This is a genomic window from Streptomyces sp. TLI_146 (assembly GCF_002846415.1).
In the GTDB taxonomy this organism is placed as follows: domain Bacteria; phylum Actinomycetota; class Actinomycetes; order Streptomycetales; family Streptomycetaceae; genus Streptomyces.
Map to the genome: position 1 here is coordinate 1,112,973 of NZ_PJMX01000001.1, position 19,755 is coordinate 1,132,727.

Consider the following 19,755-nt stretch of genomic DNA (forward strand, 5'->3'; position numbering starts at 1 on the left):
ACTGCATGCCCTAAGCCACCGGCCCCTGCGAGGTCGGCCGTGCGACGGTGGCCCAGAAGGCGCACTGGTGGGCCGTGTCGAAGTCGGTCCGGAGGGTGACCGCGTCCGGGGCCAGGGAGAGCTGGCGGTAGGGGGCCGGGACGGTGGCCGGCCACATCGCGGGGTCCGGGGCGGACGTTGCGGCGAAACGCGACCAGAGCGAGGTCATGGTCTGGGACAGCCGCCTCTGGGCCGGGGTCAGCCGGACGTCCGCCGCCGGGAGGTAGGTGAACAGGTACGGGATCTCGGCGCCGTGGTAGGCGCCCAGCGGGAAACTCGCGGGCGAGTGGTAGAGGTTGGGCGCGGAGCGGTCGGCGAACTCGTAGGCGAAGACACGGCCCGGGGTCGCGGTCGCGAGCTGCCGTGCCGCCTCCCGGGTGGGGCAGGCGACGAGGTAGTCGCCGAACGCGGCCCCGAAGGCCAGGCGGTAGTCGTTGCCGTAGCGCGAGGCCGGGTAGTGCGCGGCGACGCGCGGGCCGTCGAGTTTGAAGAGGCCGGTCAGCACGACGGGGTAGGTCACCGCGTTGAGGCGCGTCCCGCCGGACTCGACGATGAGGGCGCCAATGCTGCCCTCGTCCAGCGTGTTGCCGATCAGCACCGGCACCCTCGCGTGGTTCCCCGCCTCGATGGCCTGCCCGGGCGGTACGGGCAGGACGGGCGTCCCCGACACCGGCCACCACGGGGCCGCGCCGCTCGTCGGCGCCTTCAGCAGCGCGGCGGCCGTCTTACCGCGCAGGCACTCCACGACCACGGCCGGGGCTCTGCCCAGGCACCCCGCGCCCGCGGCGAAGGCCGAACCCGCCGAGGTGGCCTCGGCCAGCGGCCGGGACGCCACACCGCACGGCGCGCTCTGGATGACGGCCCGCGCGAACAGGCCGCGCGAGCCGGGCGCCGCCAGGTGCCCGCACACGCTCAGGCCGCCCGACGACTGCCCGGCCGCCGTGACCTGGGCGGGATCGCCGCCGAAGGCCGCCGCGTTCGCCCGGGTCCAGCGGAGCACGGCCTGCTGGTCCATGAGGCCGTAGTTGCCGGATCCGGAGTCCGGGGCCTCGGCCGTCAGCCCCCGGTGGGCCAGGAACCCGAAGGCGCCGAGCCGGTAGTTGGCCGTGACCACGACCAGGTCCCCCGTACGGGCGAGGGCGGACGGGTCGTAGTGGGCGGCGGTCCCGGAGACGAACGAGCCGCCGTGGAACCACACCAGGACGGGTTTGCCTCCCCCGCCGCCCGGTGGGGTGAAGACGTTGAGGTAGAGGCAGTCCTCGTTGGTGACCTCGGAGGTGCCCAGAACCGGCCGGGCCTGCTGGGCACACGCGTCGGCGAAGTGGGTGGCGTCCCGGACGCCGGACCACGCGGCGACGGGCTGGGGCGGCCGCCACCGGCGCTCCCCCACCGGCGGCGCGGCGAACGGCACGCCGAGGAAGGCACGGCCGCCGTCGGTGACCACACCGCGCACGCTCCCCGCGTCCGTGGCGACCACGGCAGGATCTTCCGGTGCCGCCGCGCCCGCCCGTGCCGGGGCCGCGGCGGCCAGGCAGACGAGAGCGAGGAAGGAGACGAACAGGCTGCGTGTGGTGGCCATGAGGGGTGTCTACCCGTGGGCGGCAAGGGTTTCCTTCGCCCGAAAGGGGCACACCTGAACGAACATGCACCCTGGCCCGTCATCGCATGCACCCCGGCGCCGTCATCACGTCCGCCCGGCCGCCCTCATACCGGAAACGGGCCCGCCACCGGCGGGAACGACGCCCTGACGACCGTGCCGCGGTCCGGGCCCCGGGCGAGGGTGAACTGCCCGCCCAGCTCGGTCGCCCGCTCCCGCATGGACCGGATGCCCACCCCGTCGCCCGAACGGTGTCCGGCGAGCCCGTGCCCGTCGTCGCTGACCTCGATCGTCACCTCGTCCGGCACCACGTGCACGCGCAGCACGGCCCCGGTGGCCCCCGAGTGCCGTACGACGTTGTTCAGCGCCTCGCCGCCGATGAGGTAGACGGCCACCTCCACGGCGGCCGGCAGCCCCGGCAGCGGGTCGGGCGTGAAGCACACGTCCACCAGGAGCCGCTGGCCGAACCGGTCGGCGAGTTGCCGCAGCGCGCCGTCGAGCCCGTTGCGGTCCAGAGCGGCCGGTGCGAGCCCGGCGGAGATCTGGCGGAGCTCGGCGATGGCCTGCCCGATGCCCTCGGAGGCGGTCTCCAGCGGCCGGGCGGCCGCCGAGCCGTCCGGTACAGCGAAGCGTGCGGTGTCGATCTGCAGTCGCGCCCCCGAGAGGGCGGGCCCCAGACTGTCGTGCAGGTCGTGCCGCAGGGCGCGGCGGGCCTCCTCCCGCGTCACCACCATGCGTTCGCGGGCCGCCCGCAGGTCCTCGTAGAGCCGTACGGAGGCGAGCGCGGGGGACGCCTGGTCGGCGAGGGAGCGCAGGACCTCCTGGTCCTGGCGGTCGAGGGCCCGTTGGCCCGCCCTCGGGGCAACGTGCAGATGGCCGACCACATTGCCCTCGTACGTCAGGGGGAAGCCGTAGGAGTCGGGCACCGGCTCCCCGGCGGCGGCCAGGGTACGCGGGCCGCCACGGGTGTCGACCACCACTTCGGCCCCGGGCAGGTTCAGGGTGCTCACGACCGTGTCGCACAGCAGGCGTGGGGCCTGCGCGGGCGCGGCGGCCTGGCTGAGCCGCCGTGAGAGGGCGCGGACGACCTGGTACGGGCGGGCGCGGTCGCCGTAGTAGATGCGGTCCACCACCCGTACGGCCAGACGTGCGCAGGGATAGAGCAGGGCCCCGGAAGCCAGGCCCACCGCGCCCGACACGAGGGCCTGCGTGCTCAGACCGCCGGGCAGGGCGCGCAGGACCAGCAGCGAGACGACGGTGTACACGGCGATCAGGGCGGCCGTGAGCAGGAGGGAGGCCAGGATCTTGCGGGTGGCCCGGTCGAGTTGGCCCGAGCGGTCGCGGCTGATGCCGTAGATCGCGCAGAACGGCCAGAGGAAGGCCACCGCGTACGCGTAGGACCAGAAGGCGCCCGTCGGCGGGGCGATGCGGTTGACGTAGAGGAACGCCAGCCACAGCACGTACGGCAGGACCGGGATGATCTGCCGCCGGTCAGGGGTGCGCCACCAGCGCACGGCCATCACGGTCAGACCGGTGAGCAGGAAGACGGTCGTCACGGGGACGACGGCGACGTGGTCGAGCAGGGCGGCCCGCAGGCGCTGCCAGGCGCCCCGCTCGAACGGGTCGGGCACGGTGTACGGGACCGGGTCGGTGTAGGCGGGCAGCAGACTCCACGCGGCGACGAGGACGAGGTAGGCCCGCCACAGCCGGTGGCGGGGCAGTTCTCCGCTCGGCAGGTACAGCGGCAGCGCGTAGAAGGTGAAGGCGGCCAGGGCGTAGGAGAGCCGGGAGACGAGGGCCATGGTGAGGCCGATGCCGTGGGGGGCGTCGGTGACGTCCACGGCGATCAGGCCCGCGTCCGAGAAGACGTTGGCCGTTCCGGTCGCGACGAGGAGCGGGCCCAGGACGCTGCGGGGCCGATGGGCCGTCATGAAGGCGCCGAGCAGGACGACTCCGGTGGCGGCCACCACGGGCACACCGCGCGGAAGGATGTACGGGGCGAGCCGCGGGTCGTCCAGGTGGGCGAGGGCGAGGACGGCCCAGATCACGGCGGAGGCGAGGGTCAGCCCGTACGCGGCGAAGGTCGGCGCCGACCGCCCGCCCCGTGCGGATGCCGTCTCGTCCACCGGAGCCAGCTCCTTCAGCCGTCGTCCCCCAGGCCCGCGTCCCGCGCCCTGGCCACGGCCTCGGCGCGGGTGGTCACCTGGAGCTTGTCGAAGATGTGCGTGACGTGGTTGCGGACCGTCTTCTCGGAGAGCACCAGTTGCCGGGCGATGCGGTGGTTGTCCAGGCCGCGGGCGATGAGGTCCAGCACCTCGGCCTCGCGCGCCGTGAGCGCCGGGAACAGCTGCCCGGCGTCGTGTCGGCGGCCCTCGCGCAGCAGCGCGGTGAGGCGCTCCGCGGTCTGCGGGCCGAACACCGCGCCGCCGGCGGCCACCGTGCGTACCGCGTGCAGGACCTCTCCCGCACCCGCGCCCTTGACCAGATAGCCGCGGGCACCCGCCTGGAGGGCGGCCAGCAGGCTGCCGTCGTCGTCCGACATGGTCAGCATCAGCACCGGCAGACCGGGGTGGAGTGCGGTGAGCTGCCGGGTGACGTCGATGCCGGAGGCGTCGGGCAGGGCCAGGTCCATGACGACGACGTCGGGGGTCTGCCGCGCCACGGCCTCCAGCGCCTCGGCGGCGGTGGCGGCCTCGGCGACGACGTCGGTGCCGCCGGTGCTCTCCAGCGCGGCCTTCAGACCGCTGCGGAACAACGGGTGGTCGTCGACGATCAGGACTCGGGGCACGGCGGCGTCCTCGTCTTCTTGGCTCACAGGGTGACGTTAACGGCCGCCCCTGGCGATCTCTCGTTTTGTTGCTCGCCCCGGCGCCGTCGGACACGGCGCCGCGCGGGGCGGGCGTCAGGCCGTGTGGGTGCCGGTCATCAGCGCGGCCATGTCCTCCGGCGCGATCCACGAGGGCGGGGGCGGCTGCCCCCAGCTGAAGAAGCTCTCGTTGACGTCGAAGACCTCCGGATCCCACAGCTGGTCGTCGACGATGCAGTCCATGTCGGAGTAGTACTCCGTGAAGTTGCCCGCCGGGTCCTTGAGGTACCAGAAGAAGTTGGAGCCGATGAAGTGGCGGCCGAAGCCCCAGATGTGGCGCTCGGGGTGGTCCTCCAGCATGGCCATGGCGCCGCGCCCGATGTCGTCGACGTCGTCGACCTGCCAGGAGGTGTGGTGCAGGAAGGCCACGGGCGCCTTCAGGACCAGGATGTTGTGGTGGTCGGTGGTGCAGCGCAGGAAGCAGCCCGCGTCGCCCAGCGAGTCGCTCACCTTGAAGCCGAGGCCGTCGCCGAAGAAGGCCGCCGTCGCCCTCGGGTCGGGCGTGCCCAGGACGGCGTGCCCCAGCTTGCTCGGCCGCACCCGGTCGGGGCGCATCACGCCCGGAGCCCGGCCGGCGGTGCGCTCGGTGCGGCCCGGCCCGTTGTACGGGGTGGGGGGCGTCGGGGGCGGGGTGGGGCGCGGTTCCACCTGGAGCACGGCACGGGCGCCGGTGACGGGGTCGGCCGCGGTCAGGCTCGGACCGGCGCCCCGGACGGCGGCGATGCCCATACGGCGCAGCCGGGCGGCGGCCGCGTCGAGGTCGTCGCTGTCGTCGACGCCGACGCGCATCTCGATCAGCCGGCGCGTGGGCGCCGACACGATCCGCAGCTGGCGGCCGCCGTCGCGGGTGGCGAACCAGCCGTCGTCCTGTGCTCGCAGGCCGAGTTCGGTGTAGTACGGGGCGGTCGCCGCGGGGTCGGGAACCCCGATGGTGACGGAGGACAGGCGGTGCAGTGACATGGTGGATTTCCTTCGCGGGATCAGGGGTGTGTGGGGGCAGGGGATTGGCGTGTCGGGCCTTGGGCGGGTCAGGGCAGGATCGCGGCGCTTCTGCCCGCGCGCAGGGCCTGCGCGACGATGGTCAGGGTCGGGTTGACCGCCGCGGAGGAGGGGAAGAAACCGCCGTCGACGACGAACAGGTTGCTCACCTCGTGGCTGCGGCACCAGGGGTCGAGCACCGAGCGGGCGGGGTCGTGACCGGCGAGGGTCGTGCCGCACTGGTGGCCGGTGTGCTCGACGCCCATGCGGTGGGTGAGGACGAGCGGGTAACCGGCCCGGCGCATCATCCGCGCCCCTTCGCGCACCAGACGCCGGTGGGCCCGGGCGTTGACGGGGTGCCAGTCGAGGGTGACTGCGCCCCCGGGCCCGAGCAGCACCCGGTTGTCCGGGCGGGGCAGGTCCTCCGAGATCAGCCACCAGTCGACACTGTGGGCCGCGAGCTCGCCCAGGACGCGGCGGGGCACGCGCGGGTGCGCGGTCGCCATGGCGGCGGGGTGGACCTTGCCCATCAGCTGGAGGTTGCCCAGCGGGTGGGGGGTGTGGGCGCCGGCCCGGTAGAAGTCGTTGACGGCGAGGGTCTTCTGGAAGACCGCCGGGTTGCGGTGCCGCGGGTCGACGGCCATCAGCATGCTGTTGTGGTGCAGCATCAGGTTGCGCCCCACCAGACCGCTGCCGTTGGCCAGCCCCGCCGGGTGGGCGCTGTTCGCCGAACGCAGCAGCAGCGCAGCGGAGTTGACGGCCCCGCAGGAGATGATGACGGTCCCGGCGGTGAGGGTGACCCGGTGCCCGTTCCTGGTGGCCTCGACGGTGGTGACCGTGCGCCCGGCCGGGTCGGTGCGCAGCCGGGAGACATACGTATGGGTGAGCAGCCGGACCGACGGGGTGCGCAGGGCCGGGCGCAGCGCGCGGGTCTCCGCGTCGCTCTTGGCCCCGACGCGGCACGGGAAACCGTCGCAGGTGCCGCAGCGCAGGCACGTCCCGCCGTCGGCCAGGTCGACGCCGAGCTCCAGCGGATGGGGATGGAGCCCCTGGGCGCGCAGCCGCTGCTCCAGCTCCGCGATGCGGGGCGCGTGGGCGACCGGCGGGTGGGGGTACGGGCCGGAGCGCGCCGGTTCCGTGGGGTCGTGGCCGTCCTGGCCGTGCACCCGGTACAGGCGCTCGGCCTCGGCGTAGAACGGCTCCAGCTCGGCGTACTCGAAGGGCCAGGCCGGGGAGGTGCCGTCCAGGTGCTCCACCGCGTCGAAGTCGCTCTCGCGCAGGCGGGGCAGGCTCGCCCCGTACACCTTGGTGGTGCCGCCGACGTAGTAGTGGGCGGCGGGGGTGAACGCCTTGCCGCCGGTGGTGTGCCAGGTCTCGGCGTTGCGGTAGCGGCCGTCGCCGAAGACGGCCTGCGGCGACCAGTTGGCCTCTTCGCGGGGCAGGAAGCCGCCGCGTTCGACGACGAGGACGCGGGCGCCGGTCCCGGCGAGGGCCCAGGCCACGGTCGCTCCCCCGGCACCCGAACCGATCACGATGACGTCGGCGTCGTACCGGGTGGCGTCGTGCCGGACCACCGGCGGGCTGCCCGGTCCCCAGATGCCGGTCATGTCCCTCTCCCTTCGTGCGGCGCCCCGGGTTGGTAGAGGCGTACGGCGGTGTGGTCCTGGTAGGGCTGGTGGTCCGGGGCGTGGACGAGTTCGAGGTGCAGGCCCCACGGGGTGGTGAGGTACACCCACCGCGTGCCGCGGATGGGGCCTTCACCCACTTCTTCCGGCTCGCCGAGCATCCGTACGCCCGGTGTGGCGGTGAGGTGCCGTACGGAGGCGTCGAAGTCGTCCGTCCACAGGGCCAGGTGGTGACCGCCCACATCGCTGTTGCGGGGCATCTGCCGGCGTCGGCCCGGCCCGGTGTACTCGAAGAGTTCGAGGTTGAGCGTGGGCCCGAGGCGCAGCATGGCGATGTGGACGGTGGCCCGGGGGTCGACGCCCAGCTGCCGGTGCATCCAGTCGTCGTCGGCGGCGATCGGCCCGGTGCGGTAGGCCTCCTCGGCGCCCAGCACCTCGGTGAAGAAGGCGACCGCCTCGTCGAGGCCGGGGACGGTGAAGGCGATGTGGTGGACGGCCCGCAGGCCTGGGGTGAGCGAAGTGGTCGCTGTGGCCGGGGTGTTGGTGGTCATGTCCGGTCCTTGGTCAGGTCGGGGGTACGGGGCGGGAGGCGGTGGGTGACGGCCGCGGGTGTGACCGTCAGGCACAGGAGTTCGGCGCCCTCCGGTCCGGCCCGCAGGGTGACGTCGTCCGCCGCGCGGGCCAGGAGCAGATCGTCCTCGTCGAGCTCCGTGCCGGTGGGCGGCCCGCTGGTCCAGCGGGCGGTGAGCGGGCCGCGCAGGACGTACCAGGCCACTTCGGCGTCGGCCCGGCCCACGAGGTCGTAGTGCGCGTGGGGCGCCAGGCTCACCCGGTCGACGGCCTCGCACTCGCTGTGCAGCATGCCGCGCCGGGCCAGACAGCGGATGCGGATGGTTTCCCGGCCGCCGGTGTGGACGGCGGCCGACCGGTGGCTCGCGTTGATGATCACTGGTGCTCCTCTCCGGCGGGGACGTCCAGGACGGCGTGGAAGTACTCCAGGCCGTCGGCGCCCGCCAGGACGCGGGCCCCGGTGCCCAGGGGCAGGGTCACCGAGACGCCGGGGGCGAGGGCCACGGTCGTGGTTCCCGCCTCCACGGTGCCGACGCCGTCGGTGACGTACACGGTGTGTTCGACGTCCCGCGCGGCCAGCTCGGCCGTCCCCTGCGGGAGCAGCCGGGTCACGCGCACGGTGCGCAGGGGGCCCGTGAGGACGGTGGCCGCGTCGACGGGCCCGCTCCTGCGCAGGTCGGCGACGACGGCGTGGCTGACGTGAGGTGAGTCGTACATGGTGGTGCCCTTCGTGAAGGTATGGCTTCCCGCGTCGGCGGGGATCTCGATGACGAGCCAGGACAGCGGCCGTCGGCCGGTGTTGCGCAGGCCGTGGCGACGGCCGAGGCCGGTCAGGACGGTCGTGCCCGGGCGGACGGGGTACGGTCGGCCGTCGAGCGTGATCTCGCCCCGCCCGTCGAGCACGAAGTACAACTCCTCGGTGCGCGAGTGCCGGTGTTCCCCGCTGACGCCACCCGGCGGCAGCCAGGCCCACTCGACCGCTTCCCAACGGCCGTGCAGCCCGGTGCGCCGGGCCAGACACGTCCAGCGCGAGTGGCCCTCGGCGGCGTGCACACCGTGCACGTCGGCCGGGTCGTGGACATCGGCGACGACGACCGCCTCACTCATGGCCGGCCTCCCCGAACGTATGGCCCGCCTCCCCGACCGCCGCGTGATACACCCTCAGGCGCTGCGCCGCGCGGGCCAGTTCGCCGGGTGTCACGTCGTCGACGAAGACGGCGTCGCCGATGCCGACGGGCAGCGGCAGCCGCTGGCTGCCGTCGCGGTGGCGGACCGTGTCGGCCAGCGCCTCGCCCAGCACGCCCGGCTCGCACAGCCGGTGCCAGACAGGCAGGGCGAGCCCGCGCATCACGTCCAGGATCCTTCGGCGCTCCACCGGCCGGACCAGGCCGCGCCGTTCGGCGATCAGCGTGGTCAGCGCCATGTCGAGGCAGACCGCCTCGCCGTGCAGCAGCTCGGGCAGGGCGCGCATCTCCAGCGTGGGGCTGAAGGAGTGGCCGTAGTCGACGACGCGCTCCAGCTCGCTCTCCCACAGGTTGCCCTGCAGCTCCTCCAGCATGCCGTGCACGGCCCGGCCGAGGACCTGCCGTACGACAGGGCCGAGACTGCGCCCGCCCTGGAAGCTCTCGCCGACCAGTCGGTTCCCATGGGCCTCCAGCAGAGCGAACAACTCACGGTCCTTGATCAGGGCGATCTTCAGGATCTCGGCCATGCCGTTGCTGAGGTGCCGCCGGTCGAGGGTGGCCAGGAACCGCGGGTCCAGGAGGGTCTGGGCGGCGGGGTGGTAGGTGCCGAGCCGGTTCTTGTGCGGCCCGAAGTTCACCCCGGTCTTCGCCCCGACGCCCGCGTCGACCAGCCCGATGAGGGTCGTGGGCACGCGTACGTACGGGGTGCTGCGGCGGTAGAGGCTGCACGCCAGGCCGACGACGTCCATCAGCACACCGCCGCCGAGGGCGACGACCGGCTCGCTGCGCCGGGCGATGCCGAACCGGTCCATCGCCCGCGCCACCGAGAACACGGCGTCCATCGTCTTCAGCTGCTCGTGGGCGGTGAGCACATGGATCTGGAAGTCCAGGCCGCGGGCGGCACCGTAGGCGCGGAGGCGGTCGCCGTACAGCTCGTCGACCGTGGTCTCCACGACGAGGAGCCGTCGGGGCGGGGCGGGGCCGTCGCCGGGGACCCCCGCCCCGCGAGCGCGGGGTTGCGCGGGTCCAGGACGTCCGGGGTGAAGCCGACCTCGTAGCGGACGGGCTTGGCGGTGCTCACGGTCCAGGAGCGGACGGGCTCGCCCGAGGTGAACAGGCCGTGGGCGGAACGGGGGGCCAGGGTGGTCACGAGGGGTCTCCTCACAGGAGATGGGGGGGAGGTGGTGTGTCGAGGCCGGAACGGAACCTCCTTCACCACGCTGCGGGTCCCGGCGCCCCGGGCACATGAGACGTGGGTCCCGACCGTGTCCCGGCCGGATCCCGGTCGCCGGGGCGCGACACCAGGGCGTCCGGCGCCACCGCGACCGCCTCCAGGCCGGCCCGCAGGGAGTCCCGGCCGACCGCGGCGACGGTGTGGCCACCGAACACATGGGGCTGTCCCAGGGTGTCGAGGAGCACCATGCCGACGGTGCTGTCCGGGCCGCCCACGAGCTCCTGGGCTCCGCTGGCGGTCGTCAGGACCTCCAGCACGTCCTGCGTGGTGACGGGGGCGGGAAGGACGTCGGGAGCGCCCCAGCGCGCGAGCAGCTCCCGGTGTGCGGCCTCCCCCTCCGCGTCGAGCAGTCCCAGGCTGCGGGCGCACCGGGCGGCCACCAGCAGGCCCAAGGCGACGGCATCGCCGTAGCGCAGGGCGCCGACACCGAGGACGCGCAGCGCGTCGGCCACCGCGTGCCCGTACCGGAACGCCCCGGCCGGGCCGTCCTCCAACGGGTCGTAGCAGGTGAGCGCGGCCCGGGCGTCGGCGCACAGGGCGATGAAGGAGGCCAGCGCGGTCCTGTCGTACCTGCCGTCCGGGCGCAGCCGGGCGCAGACCTGGTCGTACGAGGCGGGGCACACCGACAGCACGTTCCTGACCAGGGCGTACAACCCCGGCCTGACGGCACCGGGTGCCAGTGTGTCGAGGAACTCCAGCTGCGCCCGGACCAGCACCGGCAGCCGGCGCGGCCCGCCGGGGCCGACCAGCGACAGCGCCGTGTCGAGCATGGCGGGCAGCGTGGTCGGCAGCAGGAGCGGGCCCCGGCGGGTGTGCGCGGCCCGCTCGGCGACGGCGTCGAGCACGCTCGTACCGCCGAGGCCGACGATCACGGCCCCGGGAGGGACGTCATCCGTGCCGGACGCCCGCACCAGGTCGGCGGGAGCGGCCGCGCCGAGGTGGCGCAGCACGCGGTGGGCGTGGGCCGCCGGGACGCCGGGGTCGGAGACGACCACGAACCGGTCGGCGGCCAGCCGCCGGGCGATGCCGGTCAGCTCGTCCCAGGAGGCGGCTCCGGCCCGTATCTGCAAGGGAAACCGGGCGAGGCCGGAGCCGATGCTCCGGTCGAGGGCTACGGGTGAACGGGAGGAGAGCATGAGTGACTCACAGACCGGGCGCTGCCCGAGATCGGTAGATGCCCTCATACCGTCGGCGCCCCCGGGCCCCGGACACATGAGGCTGCGGCCCTGTCGTGGCCCCGACGTCCGGTCCCAGGGACTCCCGGGCGCGGCGGCAGGTGTCCTGGCCTTCGCCCAGCCGGTGGGTCCTCACCGCCGGAGCGCGGGGCGCGCCGCCCTGACCGGGGTGTTTCCTGATAGGCAGTCGCGGTGAGCAACCCCGTATCCGCGCGCGAAGCGGACGACGCCGGCCCCGGCACGGACGGGCGGGGCTGGCCCTTCGCCGTGGCCGCCTACGCGTTCGTCGTCGCGATGTGCGGCACGACGCTTCCCACCCCTCTGTACCGCATGTACCAGCGGGAGTTGGGGTTCTCCTCGTTCCTGGTGACGGTGATCTTCGCGGTGTACGCGGTCGGGGTCATCGTGGCGCTTCTCCTGCTGGGGCAGTTGTCGGACTCCGTGGGCCGACGGCCGGTTCTGCTGGCGGGGCTGGTGTTGTCGGCGCTGAGCGCGGTGTCGTTCCTCTTCGAGCGCGGGCTGCCGGAGCTCTTCGCGGGCCGGGTGCTGTCGGGGCTGTCCGCGGGCCTGTTCACGGGAACCGCGACCGCTGCCGTGGTGGAGCTCGCCCCTCGGCGGTGGGCCGGGTCCGCCACGCTGATCGCGACCGCGGCCAACATGGGCGGTCTGGGCAGCGGACCGCTGCTGGCGGGCCTGATCGCGCAGTACGCGTCGGATCCGCTCCACCAGGTGTTCATCGTGGACCTGACCCTCGTGGCGGCGGCCGTCGTCGGCGTCCTGCTGATCCCGGAGACGGTACGGGTCCGCGGCGGCGTATCGCGCCGCCCCCGAAGGTTGCACGTGCCGCCGTCGGTGCGCCCGGCCTTCGTCCCGGCGGCCATGGCGGGCTTCGCCGGGTTCGCCACCCTGGGCCTGTTCACCTCGGTGGCACCGAGCTTCCTCAGCGAGGTGGTGGGAGTGAGCGAACCCGCGGTCTCCGGCACGGTGGTCTTCACGGTCTTCGCCGCCTCGACGGCCGGTCAGCTGCTGATGGGACGTGTCGGTGTGCGCCGGGCGCTGCCGTGGGGCTGCGTGATCCTCGTCGCGGGCATGGCGCTGATCGCCTCCGCGCTGCTGACGGCCTCCCTGCCGCTGCTGGTGGTGGGGGCGCTCACCGCGGGCGCGGGCCAGGGCCTGTCGTTCCGGGCCGGGGTCACCGACGTGAGCATGCACAGCCCGCCGGAACGCCGCGCGGAGATCACCTCCGCGCTGTTCGTGGTGCTGTACGTGGCGATCTCGATCCCCGTGGTCGGCGTGGGAATCATGGCCGTCACGCTGGGCCTGCGGCAGTCGGGCCTGATCTTCAGCGGCTGCGTCGCGCTGCTGGCGGCCACCACGGCGGTGCTGTTGTGGGCGCGGCCGGTGGGGCGGGACGCCTGAGCGCCGGGCATCGGGGCGAAGACCGGCTCTCGGGACTCGCTACGGCCCCAGCTGTCGCCCGCAGGCCTCCCGGGCCGCGCGGGAGAGCAGGCCGCCCGAGCGGGTGAACAGCCGGTGGAGCTGGGCGCCATGGCGCTCGGCGAGTTCGGCGTTGTGGGCCATCACATCGAGCTCGTTGGCGGCGGTGATCTCCAGGAACGCGCGCAAGTCGGTCTCGTCCGGCGTGTGTTCCGCGCCGGTGAAGCGATCCCGGAAGACCACCGGCTCGCCGCCGCCGAGCCGCGGGTACACCGCCCCGCGGTCGCAACTGGCGTACAGGTAGACGAGCGCCTCGGCCCTCTCACCGATCAGCTCGGCGAGCACGGCTCGTTCGGTGACCGGCAGCAGCGGCTCGTCGAAGCCGTCGGTTCCGTACGTCGCGTGGCACAGCCCCGCCGCCTGGATCCGGGAATCGGCTCCCCACTCGGCCAACAGGCCGCGTACCCGGGCGAGGTGCTCCAGGAGCGTGCCGCCCGGGTGGGGGATCCGCGCCGCGCCCCGGCCGCGCAGGAAGGCTTCTGCTCGTGACCACGAGGATGCGGTTCCAGGGCCGTCGGTCATGGTCACGAGTCTGGCACGTCGGTACCGGGATGCGGGCGTGCCCGGCACCCCGGTGACCCGCTCAACTCACCATCCCCGGCGTGAAGTAGTCGCGCAGATGAGCGATCTTCCCGTCGCGGACGCGGTAGATCTGGACCAGGGAGACGGTCTCGTCCGCCCCGTCCCCGTCCCCGTCCCCATCCCCGTCGAAGACCGTGTCGATCTCGGCGATGAACACCTCGGGATCGTCGGTGATGTGCAGCACGTACCGGGACTTCTCGATGTTCGGCACTCCCCCGTCACTCGACTGCCGCTCGTAGTACGCCGCCATCGTCCTGCGGATCTCCTGCCGCCCCTCCGTCCGCCTCGGGAAAGCCGCGTCCACGGGCACGAGCGGTGCCTCCAGGACTCCGTCCTCGGTAAACAGTTCGGCAAAGGCGTCGGCGTTACGCGTCAGCGCACCGGCGTACACGCACTTCTGGAAGATTTCCTGTGGAGAAGCGGACACAGCAGGCTCCCGGGAGAGTAGAACGGACAGCAAGTCCACCTCATCACAGGGGTGTTCAGCAGAGAGCGATTTCTGTCAGTGTTCGCCCGTGCGACCCCCGTGGAACCCCAGGAGGTGACGGGAGGCTCAGCCGGTGGTGTGGCCGCCCCGGGGCGGGAGGCGTCCGCGTTCGACTGCGGACGGGTGCCCGCAGACGAACAGGCCCGGTGTGGGGTAGATCAGAACTCAAGCCATTATCAAGCGGAAAGAGAAGCCCTCTTATGACGCACATCGTCCTCCCCGGCCAGCGCCCCGAAGGCCGCCGCGGATTCGAGATCGTCCTCTCCAGCAAGATGACCGGCCAAGCGGCCTCCTGGGTGGAAACCCGCCAGGGCCCGGCCTGGTCGGGCCCTCCGCTGCACACCCACGCCGAGTCGACGGAGACCTACTACGTCGTGTCCGGCACCCTCTTGGTCCAGGTCGACGACGAGGTCGTGGAGCTGCGCCCGCGCGCCCTCGCCCACATCACCAGTGGCACGCGCCACACCTGGGCCACCCCGCCCGGTGAGGGCTGCCACTTCCTCACCCTTCACATGCCCGGCGGTTACGAGGACTACCACCCGACCGCCCTCCAGGCCGAGAAGGACAACGGCGGGCCCCTCACCCAGGAAGACCTTTTCAAGATCGCCGCCCGCTTCGACTGGCGCCCGGCGGGCGACACGCCGATGCGTCTCACCCCCGACGGCCGTCTCGTCCCCGCCTCCCAGGCCGACGACGAGGCCTCCCGTCTGCGCGCGGAATGGCTGGCCGCGCAGGGCGAGAAGGCCGAGATCACCCCCATCCACGACCCGGGCTTCTACGTCACCAACCAGCCCGCGTAACCCGCGGCGCACCGCAGACGCCAGGGGCCTTCCCCGCTGGGCGCCGCTGCCGGGCGGGTGCGACGGTGCTGGAGACCGTCGCCCTCTGCCCAGCAGCCACAGCCCGGCTTGCTCGATCGTCCCCCGCGTCGCGGGGTGTCCGCAGCACGCGCCGTCCCGGCTCGGCTTCTCTCCCGGGCGGCGCTAGCCGCGCGGCGCCGCCAGTGAGCTCTCTCGCCGTGCGGCGGAGGTTGCGGGTGCCGTACCCCGCCGATCGCCACGCCGCATCCGTACGACATCCGGTATCAGCGTGACGAGCGCGAGCACCGCCGTCCCCGCTCCCAGCCACAGCGGCGCCCGGAGGCCCTGGACCGCGATCGCCGCTCCGCCGAGCCCGGAGCCGAGCACCACGCCCAGCGTGATGAAGGACGAGTGGACGGTGTTGACGAGGGGGCGCGCGTTCGCCGTGCGCTGCACTCGGCTGATCATCGCCGGGTTGAGGGTGACGCCCACGAGCCCGATGCCCGTCATGGCGAGGACCGCGGGGACCTTGTGCTCCGCGAGCAGGGCGAAGGCGGTCAGGAACACGATGTTCAGGGCGAGCCCTGTCACCAGCACCGCGATGGTGCGGGAGTCGGCGAGTCGGGCGACGACCGCGTTGCCGGCCACCGTGGCGGCGCCGTACACGAGCAGGAGCAGCGGGACCGCGCCGTGCGAGAAGCCGGTGAGGTCGGTGAGGATCGGCGTGAAGTAGGAGAAGGCGGAGAAGGTCGCGCCGATGATGAGCGTCGAGGTCGACAGGACCAGCCAGAGCCTCGCGTTGCGGAAGACCGCGAGCTCCTCGCGGAACTCGCCCGCCCCGTCGGCGTGTTCGAGGGAGGGCACGGCGAGCGCCGTGGCCACGGCGGCGGCGACGGTGACCACGCCGACGCCGACGAACCCGGCACGCCAGCCCCACTGCTGGCCGACGAGCGTGGAGAGGGGCAGCCCGAGGAGGGTGCCGACCATGAGGCCCTGCATGGCGACGCCGATGGCACGGCCGCGTACGTCCGGCGAGGTGATCTGGGCGACGACGGAGAGCGCGACGCCGAAGAAGGCGGCGGAGGCCGTGCCCGTGATGAGGCGGGCGGCGAGCATCACGCCGTAGCTCCTGGCGGTCGCGGCCAGGACGTTTCCGGCGAGGAAGACGGCGAACAGCGCCATGAGCGCCGTTTTGGGCCGCAGCCTGAGCACGGCGACGGTGGCGAAGGGCCCGCCGATGGCCATGGCGAGGGCGAAAGCCGTGATCAGATAGCCGACTTGGGCGATGCTGACGTGCAGGTCATCGGCGATCTGCGGCATGAGGCCGCCGACCAGGAACTCGCTGGTGACCATGGCGAAGATGCCGAACGCCATGAGGTGGACGGACTTGGGCATGGAAAACAGCCCCCCTGTTCTGTATTGATCAGTCCAAAATTCGGGCATGGTGAAGGGCATGGCACATACCGACCGCGTACGAGGAGTGCGCCCCCGGCGGGAACGGCAGTGGGCGGTCAGCGGGCGAGCGCGTCGGCCCCGGCCACCATGATCTGCTCCAGCGCGGTGCGGTCGGCACCCGCCTGGGAGGCGATCCGCATTCCGGCGATCACCGAGGTGAGATACCAGGCGAGCCCGGCCGGGTCGCGCGAGGAGCCGATGGACCCGTCCCGCTGCCCCTCCTCGATCACGGCACGGAAGGCGCCCAACCGCCGCTCCAGGTCCTTGGCGAGGAGCCGGGCGACCTCGGGATCGGTCTCCGAGACCGGCTCGGTGTAGGTGTTGACCGTGAAGCAGCCGACGGCCCGTCCGAGTTCGCGGTTCTCCATCTCCCCTTCGAGGAGCATCGCGAACAGGGCCCGGATCCGCTCCAGGCCACTGCTCCCCGCCTCGTCGAGGACGGCGACCTGACGGTCCGTCATGGTGTCGATGTAGTGGGTCAGCGCGCGCCGGAAGAGGTGGTCCTTCGAGGTGAAGGTGTTGTAGATGCTGCTCCGGCCCAGGCCGGTGGCCTCGCACAGGTCCTGTGTGGAAGTGGCTTCGTAGCCCTTCGCCCAGAAGGCCTGGCAGGCCGCAGCCACCGCCTGCCGCTCGTCGAACTGCCGTGGTCGCCCCATGAACAGGACACTAACACGTTTTGGAACGAGCAGATCAAAACAGGGGACGCCAATCGTCCGCCCCGGGCCGTGCTCGGTACTGCCCGGGGCGGACGGCTCGGGTCCTGCCGTCAGATGCGGTGGACCGTGTGCAGCTTCTTGGCGTACGTGCCCGTGCCGTCCAGCAGCGAGGCGCCGCCGAGGTCCGACATGGTGGGGCCGTTGCCCGTCTTGCGGCTGGACAGGAAGCGGCGCTTGCCGTCCGCGTCCGCGCCCAGGTAGATGCCGACGTGGTCCACCGTCACGGTCGGGTTGTCGTCGCCCGAGTCGGCGTTGAACAGCACCAGGTCACCGGGCTGGAGCAGCGTCGCCGCGGGCGGGTTGGTCCCGTCGGTCTGGTCGATGCGCACACCGGGCGCGTAGTCGACCATGTGCCGGGACTTGCGCGGGATGCGCGTACGGGAGGTGTCCTCGCCCGCCGCCATCGGTACGCCCATGTGGTAGCCGTACACCATGCGCGTATAGCCGGAGCAGTCGAGGTTGCCGACCTGCTTGCTGGACGGGCCGGTGTAGGTGCCGTCGGGGAAGGTCCAGCCGGTGTTCATGTACTCGTGGAAGTCGGCGCCCTCGTAGCGGTAGCCCTGCGGGTCGAGGTAGCCGTACCCGGCCTGGCCCAGGACCTGCTTGTCCTTGGTGGGGGCGGAACCGCTGACCACGGCGGGTGCGTCGGCGAGGAACATCGCCGCGTACGCGAGGACGTCCGGGGCCGTCGAGCCCGCCCAGGCGCGGATGGTCTTCTCCAGCTCCGGCGTCCAGTTCCCGTCGAAGGGCTCGGGCAGCACCCGCACCCAGTCGCCGTGGGTGACGCTCGGCGGCGCGGCCCAGGTGGACTGGTCCACCTGGAAGCGGCTGACGACGAGCTTGACCGGCAGGTTGGTGCAGCCGTCGTTGGCCAGCGCGCGCAGGCCGACCCGGCCCTTGCCGAAGGTGGAGTCGCTGACGTCGACGGTCCAGGCGGCCGGTTCCGTGGAGCTGGTGCGCCAGGCCTTGACCTGGATGCGGGTGCCCTCGCGGCGCACCCGGATCGTCCAGTCGGTGCCCGCGGTCACGCCCGTGGCCAGGGTGACGGCGGACGTGCCCGGCAGCAGGTCGACCTTGTCGGCGACCTCCTTCTCGACGCGCAGTTCGACCGCGCCGGTCGTCAGGAAGGACAGCCGGGCCCGGTAGTTGTTGCTGGTGTCCTGGTAGCCGAAGGACAGCGCGTAGGAGCACGCCTGGCCGGTGGGCACCTTGTCGAAGTGCGCCACCGACCGCACGTCGAAGTCCGTGATCTCACCGTCGCGCAGGGTGGCGTGACGGCTGGCGAAGTCGGTGGTGAGGCTGATGACACCGGCGCCGGGCACGACCGAGTAGTCGGTGTCGGCGGGCCCGAGCGTCGACCAGCTGCCGCCGCCCGGGGAGGTGCCCCAGTACGAGCGCTCGGCCACGGGCAGCGACAGGTCCGGCAGGGTGCGGCCGAAGTCGTCCACGAAGGGCTTCTTGTTCTCCGTGAACGTGCGCTGCGGGCCGGGCAGCACGACGGTACGGGCGCCGGTGGTCAGCAGGGCGACGCGCTTGCCGCCGGAGGTGACCTCGGTACGGGACGGGGTGCCCGACAGCACCGCGGTGGTGAGCGGGGTGTTCAGCGTCAGCTGGCTGAAGTACGAGGCGTTCAGCGGCGGCAGCGTGACGGAGGAGCGCGGCGAGGTCAGACCGGCGGGCGCCGCGAGGGACCCGGAGGAACCGGCGGAGACGGCGGCACGCGCCGGGGCGGCGGCCAGGCCGCTGAGCGGGACGGTGGCAGCCGAGGCCGCGAAGACGGCGAGCAGGCTGCGCCTGGAGGTGTGGGACATGCGGGTCATCATGAGGCAGCGCACGGTGACAGCTGACACCGGGCCCCACCGGCGTCCGATGTGACCGGCTCGTGGGTTTGTGTGCACCCTGTGGAGGTCGAGGGCGGGGCCGCGGCTACTCCCCCGTCGAAGGCGACGGGCGGCCGGGCCTGCCCCCGCCGAGGCTGTCGGTCGGCGTCGGGCGGGCGGCCTGGTCCTTCGTCCAGGGGCCGACACCCAGCCTTCCCGTGGTGCCGAGGTCGAGCTCCGGGGTCACGATGGCGGTCGGGGAGCCGGGTTTCACCGTCACCCTTACGTACGGGATGTTCACGGGTGTGCCGGATTCGGTGGTGTTGCGCCACATCAGCGAGGCGGACGCCGTTTCGCCCGGCCGCAGGGTCACCGGCCGCGGCGGTGTCTCGGGGCCACCGGCAGGGGAGATCGCCCCGGTGCCGTCGAGGATCCGTACGCCGGTCACCGGGCGCCGCCCCTCGTCGAGGAGCTGGAGGCGCGGGTAGCCGTCGGTTCGGACGACTCCCGTCCCGCAGTTGGTCAGGTGCATTCCCACGACGCGGAGGCCCATCGCGGCATCGCCCTCGTCCGTCGTGACGCGCATCCCCGAAGGCGGGCACTTCGCCGAGGTCTCGGAGGCCTCGTCCGCCGGGATCGCCCGCACCTTGCCGATGCGCACGCGCGCACCGGCGTCGGGGACATCTCCCAGCGGGACGGTGTCCTGGACGGTCCGGCCCGGTGGCACGGACGCGACCGTCCGGCGCGGGTTGGAGACGACTTCCCCGGCACCGTTCAGAACCTGGAAGGAGACCGTGTACGAGAACGGCTCGGTCTCCGCGTTGGTGATCTGGAACTTCGTCCGCGCACCGGCGGACGGCCCGCAGTCCTGGCCGAGGATCGTCACACCGTCCCGCTTCAGCTCGGCGGGTTCACCGACGGGCGGACGGGAGGCACACGTCGGCGAACCGGACGCGGCGCGGGAGCCGGAGGCGGCGTCCTGCGATCCGCATCCGGCGACCAGGACAGTGCTCGCGGCGAGGGCGCAGACGGCGAGGAGAGTGGCGGGACGCATGCGCTCACTCCATCAGGGAGCCGATCACCCGGCAATGAGGAAGGCCACATGCTTGGTCACACTCCTGATACAGCGT

19 protein-coding genes are annotated in these 19,755 nt (G+C 72.9%); 2 read left to right on the forward strand and 17 right to left on the reverse strand.

The genetic code is table 11. The features are described 5' to 3' along the window. Positions 1–10: 10 nt before the first annotated feature. The 11 genes from BX283_RS05090 to BX283_RS05135 all read right to left on the reverse strand — a co-directional run bounded on the left by BX283_RS05090 (position 11) and on the right by BX283_RS05135 (position 11,229). Complete coding sequence (locus BX283_RS05090; protein WP_101386458.1) at positions 11–1,618, reverse strand: carboxylesterase/lipase family protein; 1,608 nt, start codon at positions 1,616–1,618, stop codon at positions 11–13. A gap of 125 nt (positions 1,619–1,743) precedes the next feature. Beyond that, positions 1,744–3,762 (reverse strand): GAF domain-containing sensor histidine kinase, encoded by a 2,019-nt coding sequence (locus BX283_RS05095; RefSeq protein WP_101386459.1) that lies wholly within the window; start codon positions 3,760–3,762, stop codon positions 1,744–1,746. A 14-nt stretch (positions 3,763–3,776) separates the two neighbouring features. After that, positions 3,777–4,451, reverse strand: a complete 675-nt coding sequence (locus BX283_RS05100; protein ID WP_257581987.1) for a response regulator transcription factor — start codon at positions 4,449–4,451, stop codon at positions 3,777–3,779. Positions 4,452–4,538: 87 nt separating this feature from the next. Further along, positions 4,539–5,462 carry a VOC family protein gene (locus BX283_RS05105; RefSeq protein ID WP_101386460.1) on the reverse strand — a complete coding sequence of 308 codons (924 nt, stop codon included), beginning with the start codon at positions 5,460–5,462 and terminating at the stop codon, positions 4,539–4,541. A gap of 68 nt (positions 5,463–5,530) precedes the next feature. Further along, positions 5,531–7,087 (reverse strand): FAD-dependent oxidoreductase, encoded by a 1,557-nt coding sequence (locus BX283_RS05110; protein WP_101386461.1) that lies wholly within the window; start codon positions 7,085–7,087, stop codon positions 5,531–5,533. Further along, positions 7,084–7,656 carry a VOC family protein gene (locus BX283_RS05115; RefSeq protein ID WP_101386462.1) on the reverse strand — a complete coding sequence of 191 codons (573 nt, stop codon included), beginning with the start codon at positions 7,654–7,656 and terminating at the stop codon, positions 7,084–7,086. The genes BX283_RS05110 and BX283_RS05115 overlap by 4 nt, the downstream gene beginning before the upstream one ends. After that, the gene (locus BX283_RS05120) at positions 7,653–8,054 is read right to left on the reverse strand and encodes a cupin domain-containing protein (RefSeq protein WP_101386463.1); all 402 of its coding nucleotides are present in this window, start codon (positions 8,052–8,054) and stop codon (positions 7,653–7,655) included. Before BX283_RS05120 ends, BX283_RS05115 begins: the two co-directional genes overlap by 4 nt. Further along, positions 8,051–8,782: a cupin domain-containing protein gene (locus BX283_RS05125; protein WP_101386464.1), complete on the reverse strand. Its 732-nt coding sequence runs from the start codon at positions 8,780–8,782 to the stop codon at positions 8,051–8,053. Before BX283_RS05125 ends, BX283_RS05120 begins: the two co-directional genes overlap by 4 nt. After that, positions 8,775–9,812, reverse strand: a complete 1,038-nt coding sequence (locus BX283_RS05130) for a sedoheptulose 7-phosphate cyclase (protein ID WP_257581989.1) — start codon at positions 9,810–9,812, stop codon at positions 8,775–8,777. The genes BX283_RS05125 and BX283_RS05130 overlap by 8 nt, the downstream gene beginning before the upstream one ends. Further along, positions 9,707–10,009 (reverse strand): hypothetical protein, encoded by a 303-nt coding sequence (locus BX283_RS41405; RefSeq protein ID WP_257581990.1) that lies wholly within the window; start codon positions 10,007–10,009, stop codon positions 9,707–9,709. The genes BX283_RS05130 and BX283_RS41405 overlap by 106 nt, the downstream gene beginning before the upstream one ends. Before the next feature lie 62 nt (positions 10,010–10,071). Next, entirely contained in the window at positions 10,072–11,229 is a 1,158-nt protein-coding gene (locus tag BX283_RS05135) for a hypothetical protein (protein WP_101386465.1), read from the reverse strand. A gap of 231 nt (positions 11,230–11,460) precedes the next feature. Between BX283_RS05135 and BX283_RS05140 the strand changes: the two genes are divergently transcribed. Then, on the forward strand, positions 11,461–12,687 hold the full coding sequence (locus BX283_RS05140) for an MFS transporter (protein WP_257581991.1): 1,227 nt from the start codon (positions 11,461–11,463) through the stop codon (positions 12,685–12,687). A 39-nt stretch (positions 12,688–12,726) separates the two neighbouring features. Here BX283_RS05140 and BX283_RS05145 read toward each other — a convergent pair whose 3' ends face one another. Continuing rightward, positions 12,727–13,287 (reverse strand): DUF6817 domain-containing protein, encoded by a 561-nt coding sequence (locus BX283_RS05145; protein ID WP_101386466.1) that lies wholly within the window; start codon positions 13,285–13,287, stop codon positions 12,727–12,729. A 61-nt stretch (positions 13,288–13,348) separates the two neighbouring features. Continuing rightward, on the reverse strand, positions 13,349–13,774 hold the full coding sequence (locus BX283_RS05150; RefSeq protein ID WP_101392144.1) for a nuclear transport factor 2 family protein: 426 nt from the start codon (positions 13,772–13,774) through the stop codon (positions 13,349–13,351). Between the two features lie 260 nt (positions 13,775–14,034). Between BX283_RS05150 and BX283_RS05155 the strand changes: the two genes are divergently transcribed. Then, complete coding sequence (locus tag BX283_RS05155; protein WP_101386467.1) at positions 14,035–14,634, forward strand: cupin domain-containing protein; 600 nt, start codon at positions 14,035–14,037, stop codon at positions 14,632–14,634. 183 nt (positions 14,635–14,817) lie between these two features. On the opposite strand, the gene BX283_RS05160 is transcribed toward BX283_RS05155, so the two are convergent. From BX283_RS05160 to BX283_RS05175, 4 genes are all read right to left on the reverse strand, one after another. Next, complete coding sequence (locus BX283_RS05160; RefSeq protein ID WP_101386468.1) at positions 14,818–16,029, reverse strand: MFS transporter; 1,212 nt, start codon at positions 16,027–16,029, stop codon at positions 14,818–14,820. A gap of 116 nt (positions 16,030–16,145) precedes the next feature. Then, positions 16,146–16,745 carry a TetR/AcrR family transcriptional regulator gene (locus tag BX283_RS05165; RefSeq protein WP_101386469.1) on the reverse strand — a complete coding sequence of 200 codons (600 nt, stop codon included), beginning with the start codon at positions 16,743–16,745 and terminating at the stop codon, positions 16,146–16,148. Positions 16,746–16,855: 110 nt separating this feature from the next. Continuing rightward, positions 16,856–18,616 carry an NlpC/P60 family protein gene (locus BX283_RS05170; protein WP_101386470.1) on the reverse strand — a complete coding sequence of 587 codons (1,761 nt, stop codon included), beginning with the start codon at positions 18,614–18,616 and terminating at the stop codon, positions 16,856–16,858. 115 nt (positions 18,617–18,731) lie between these two features. Further along, on the reverse strand, positions 18,732–19,679 hold the full coding sequence (locus BX283_RS05175) for a DUF4232 domain-containing protein (protein WP_101386471.1): 948 nt from the start codon (positions 19,677–19,679) through the stop codon (positions 18,732–18,734). Positions 19,680–19,755 lie beyond the last annotated feature (76 nt).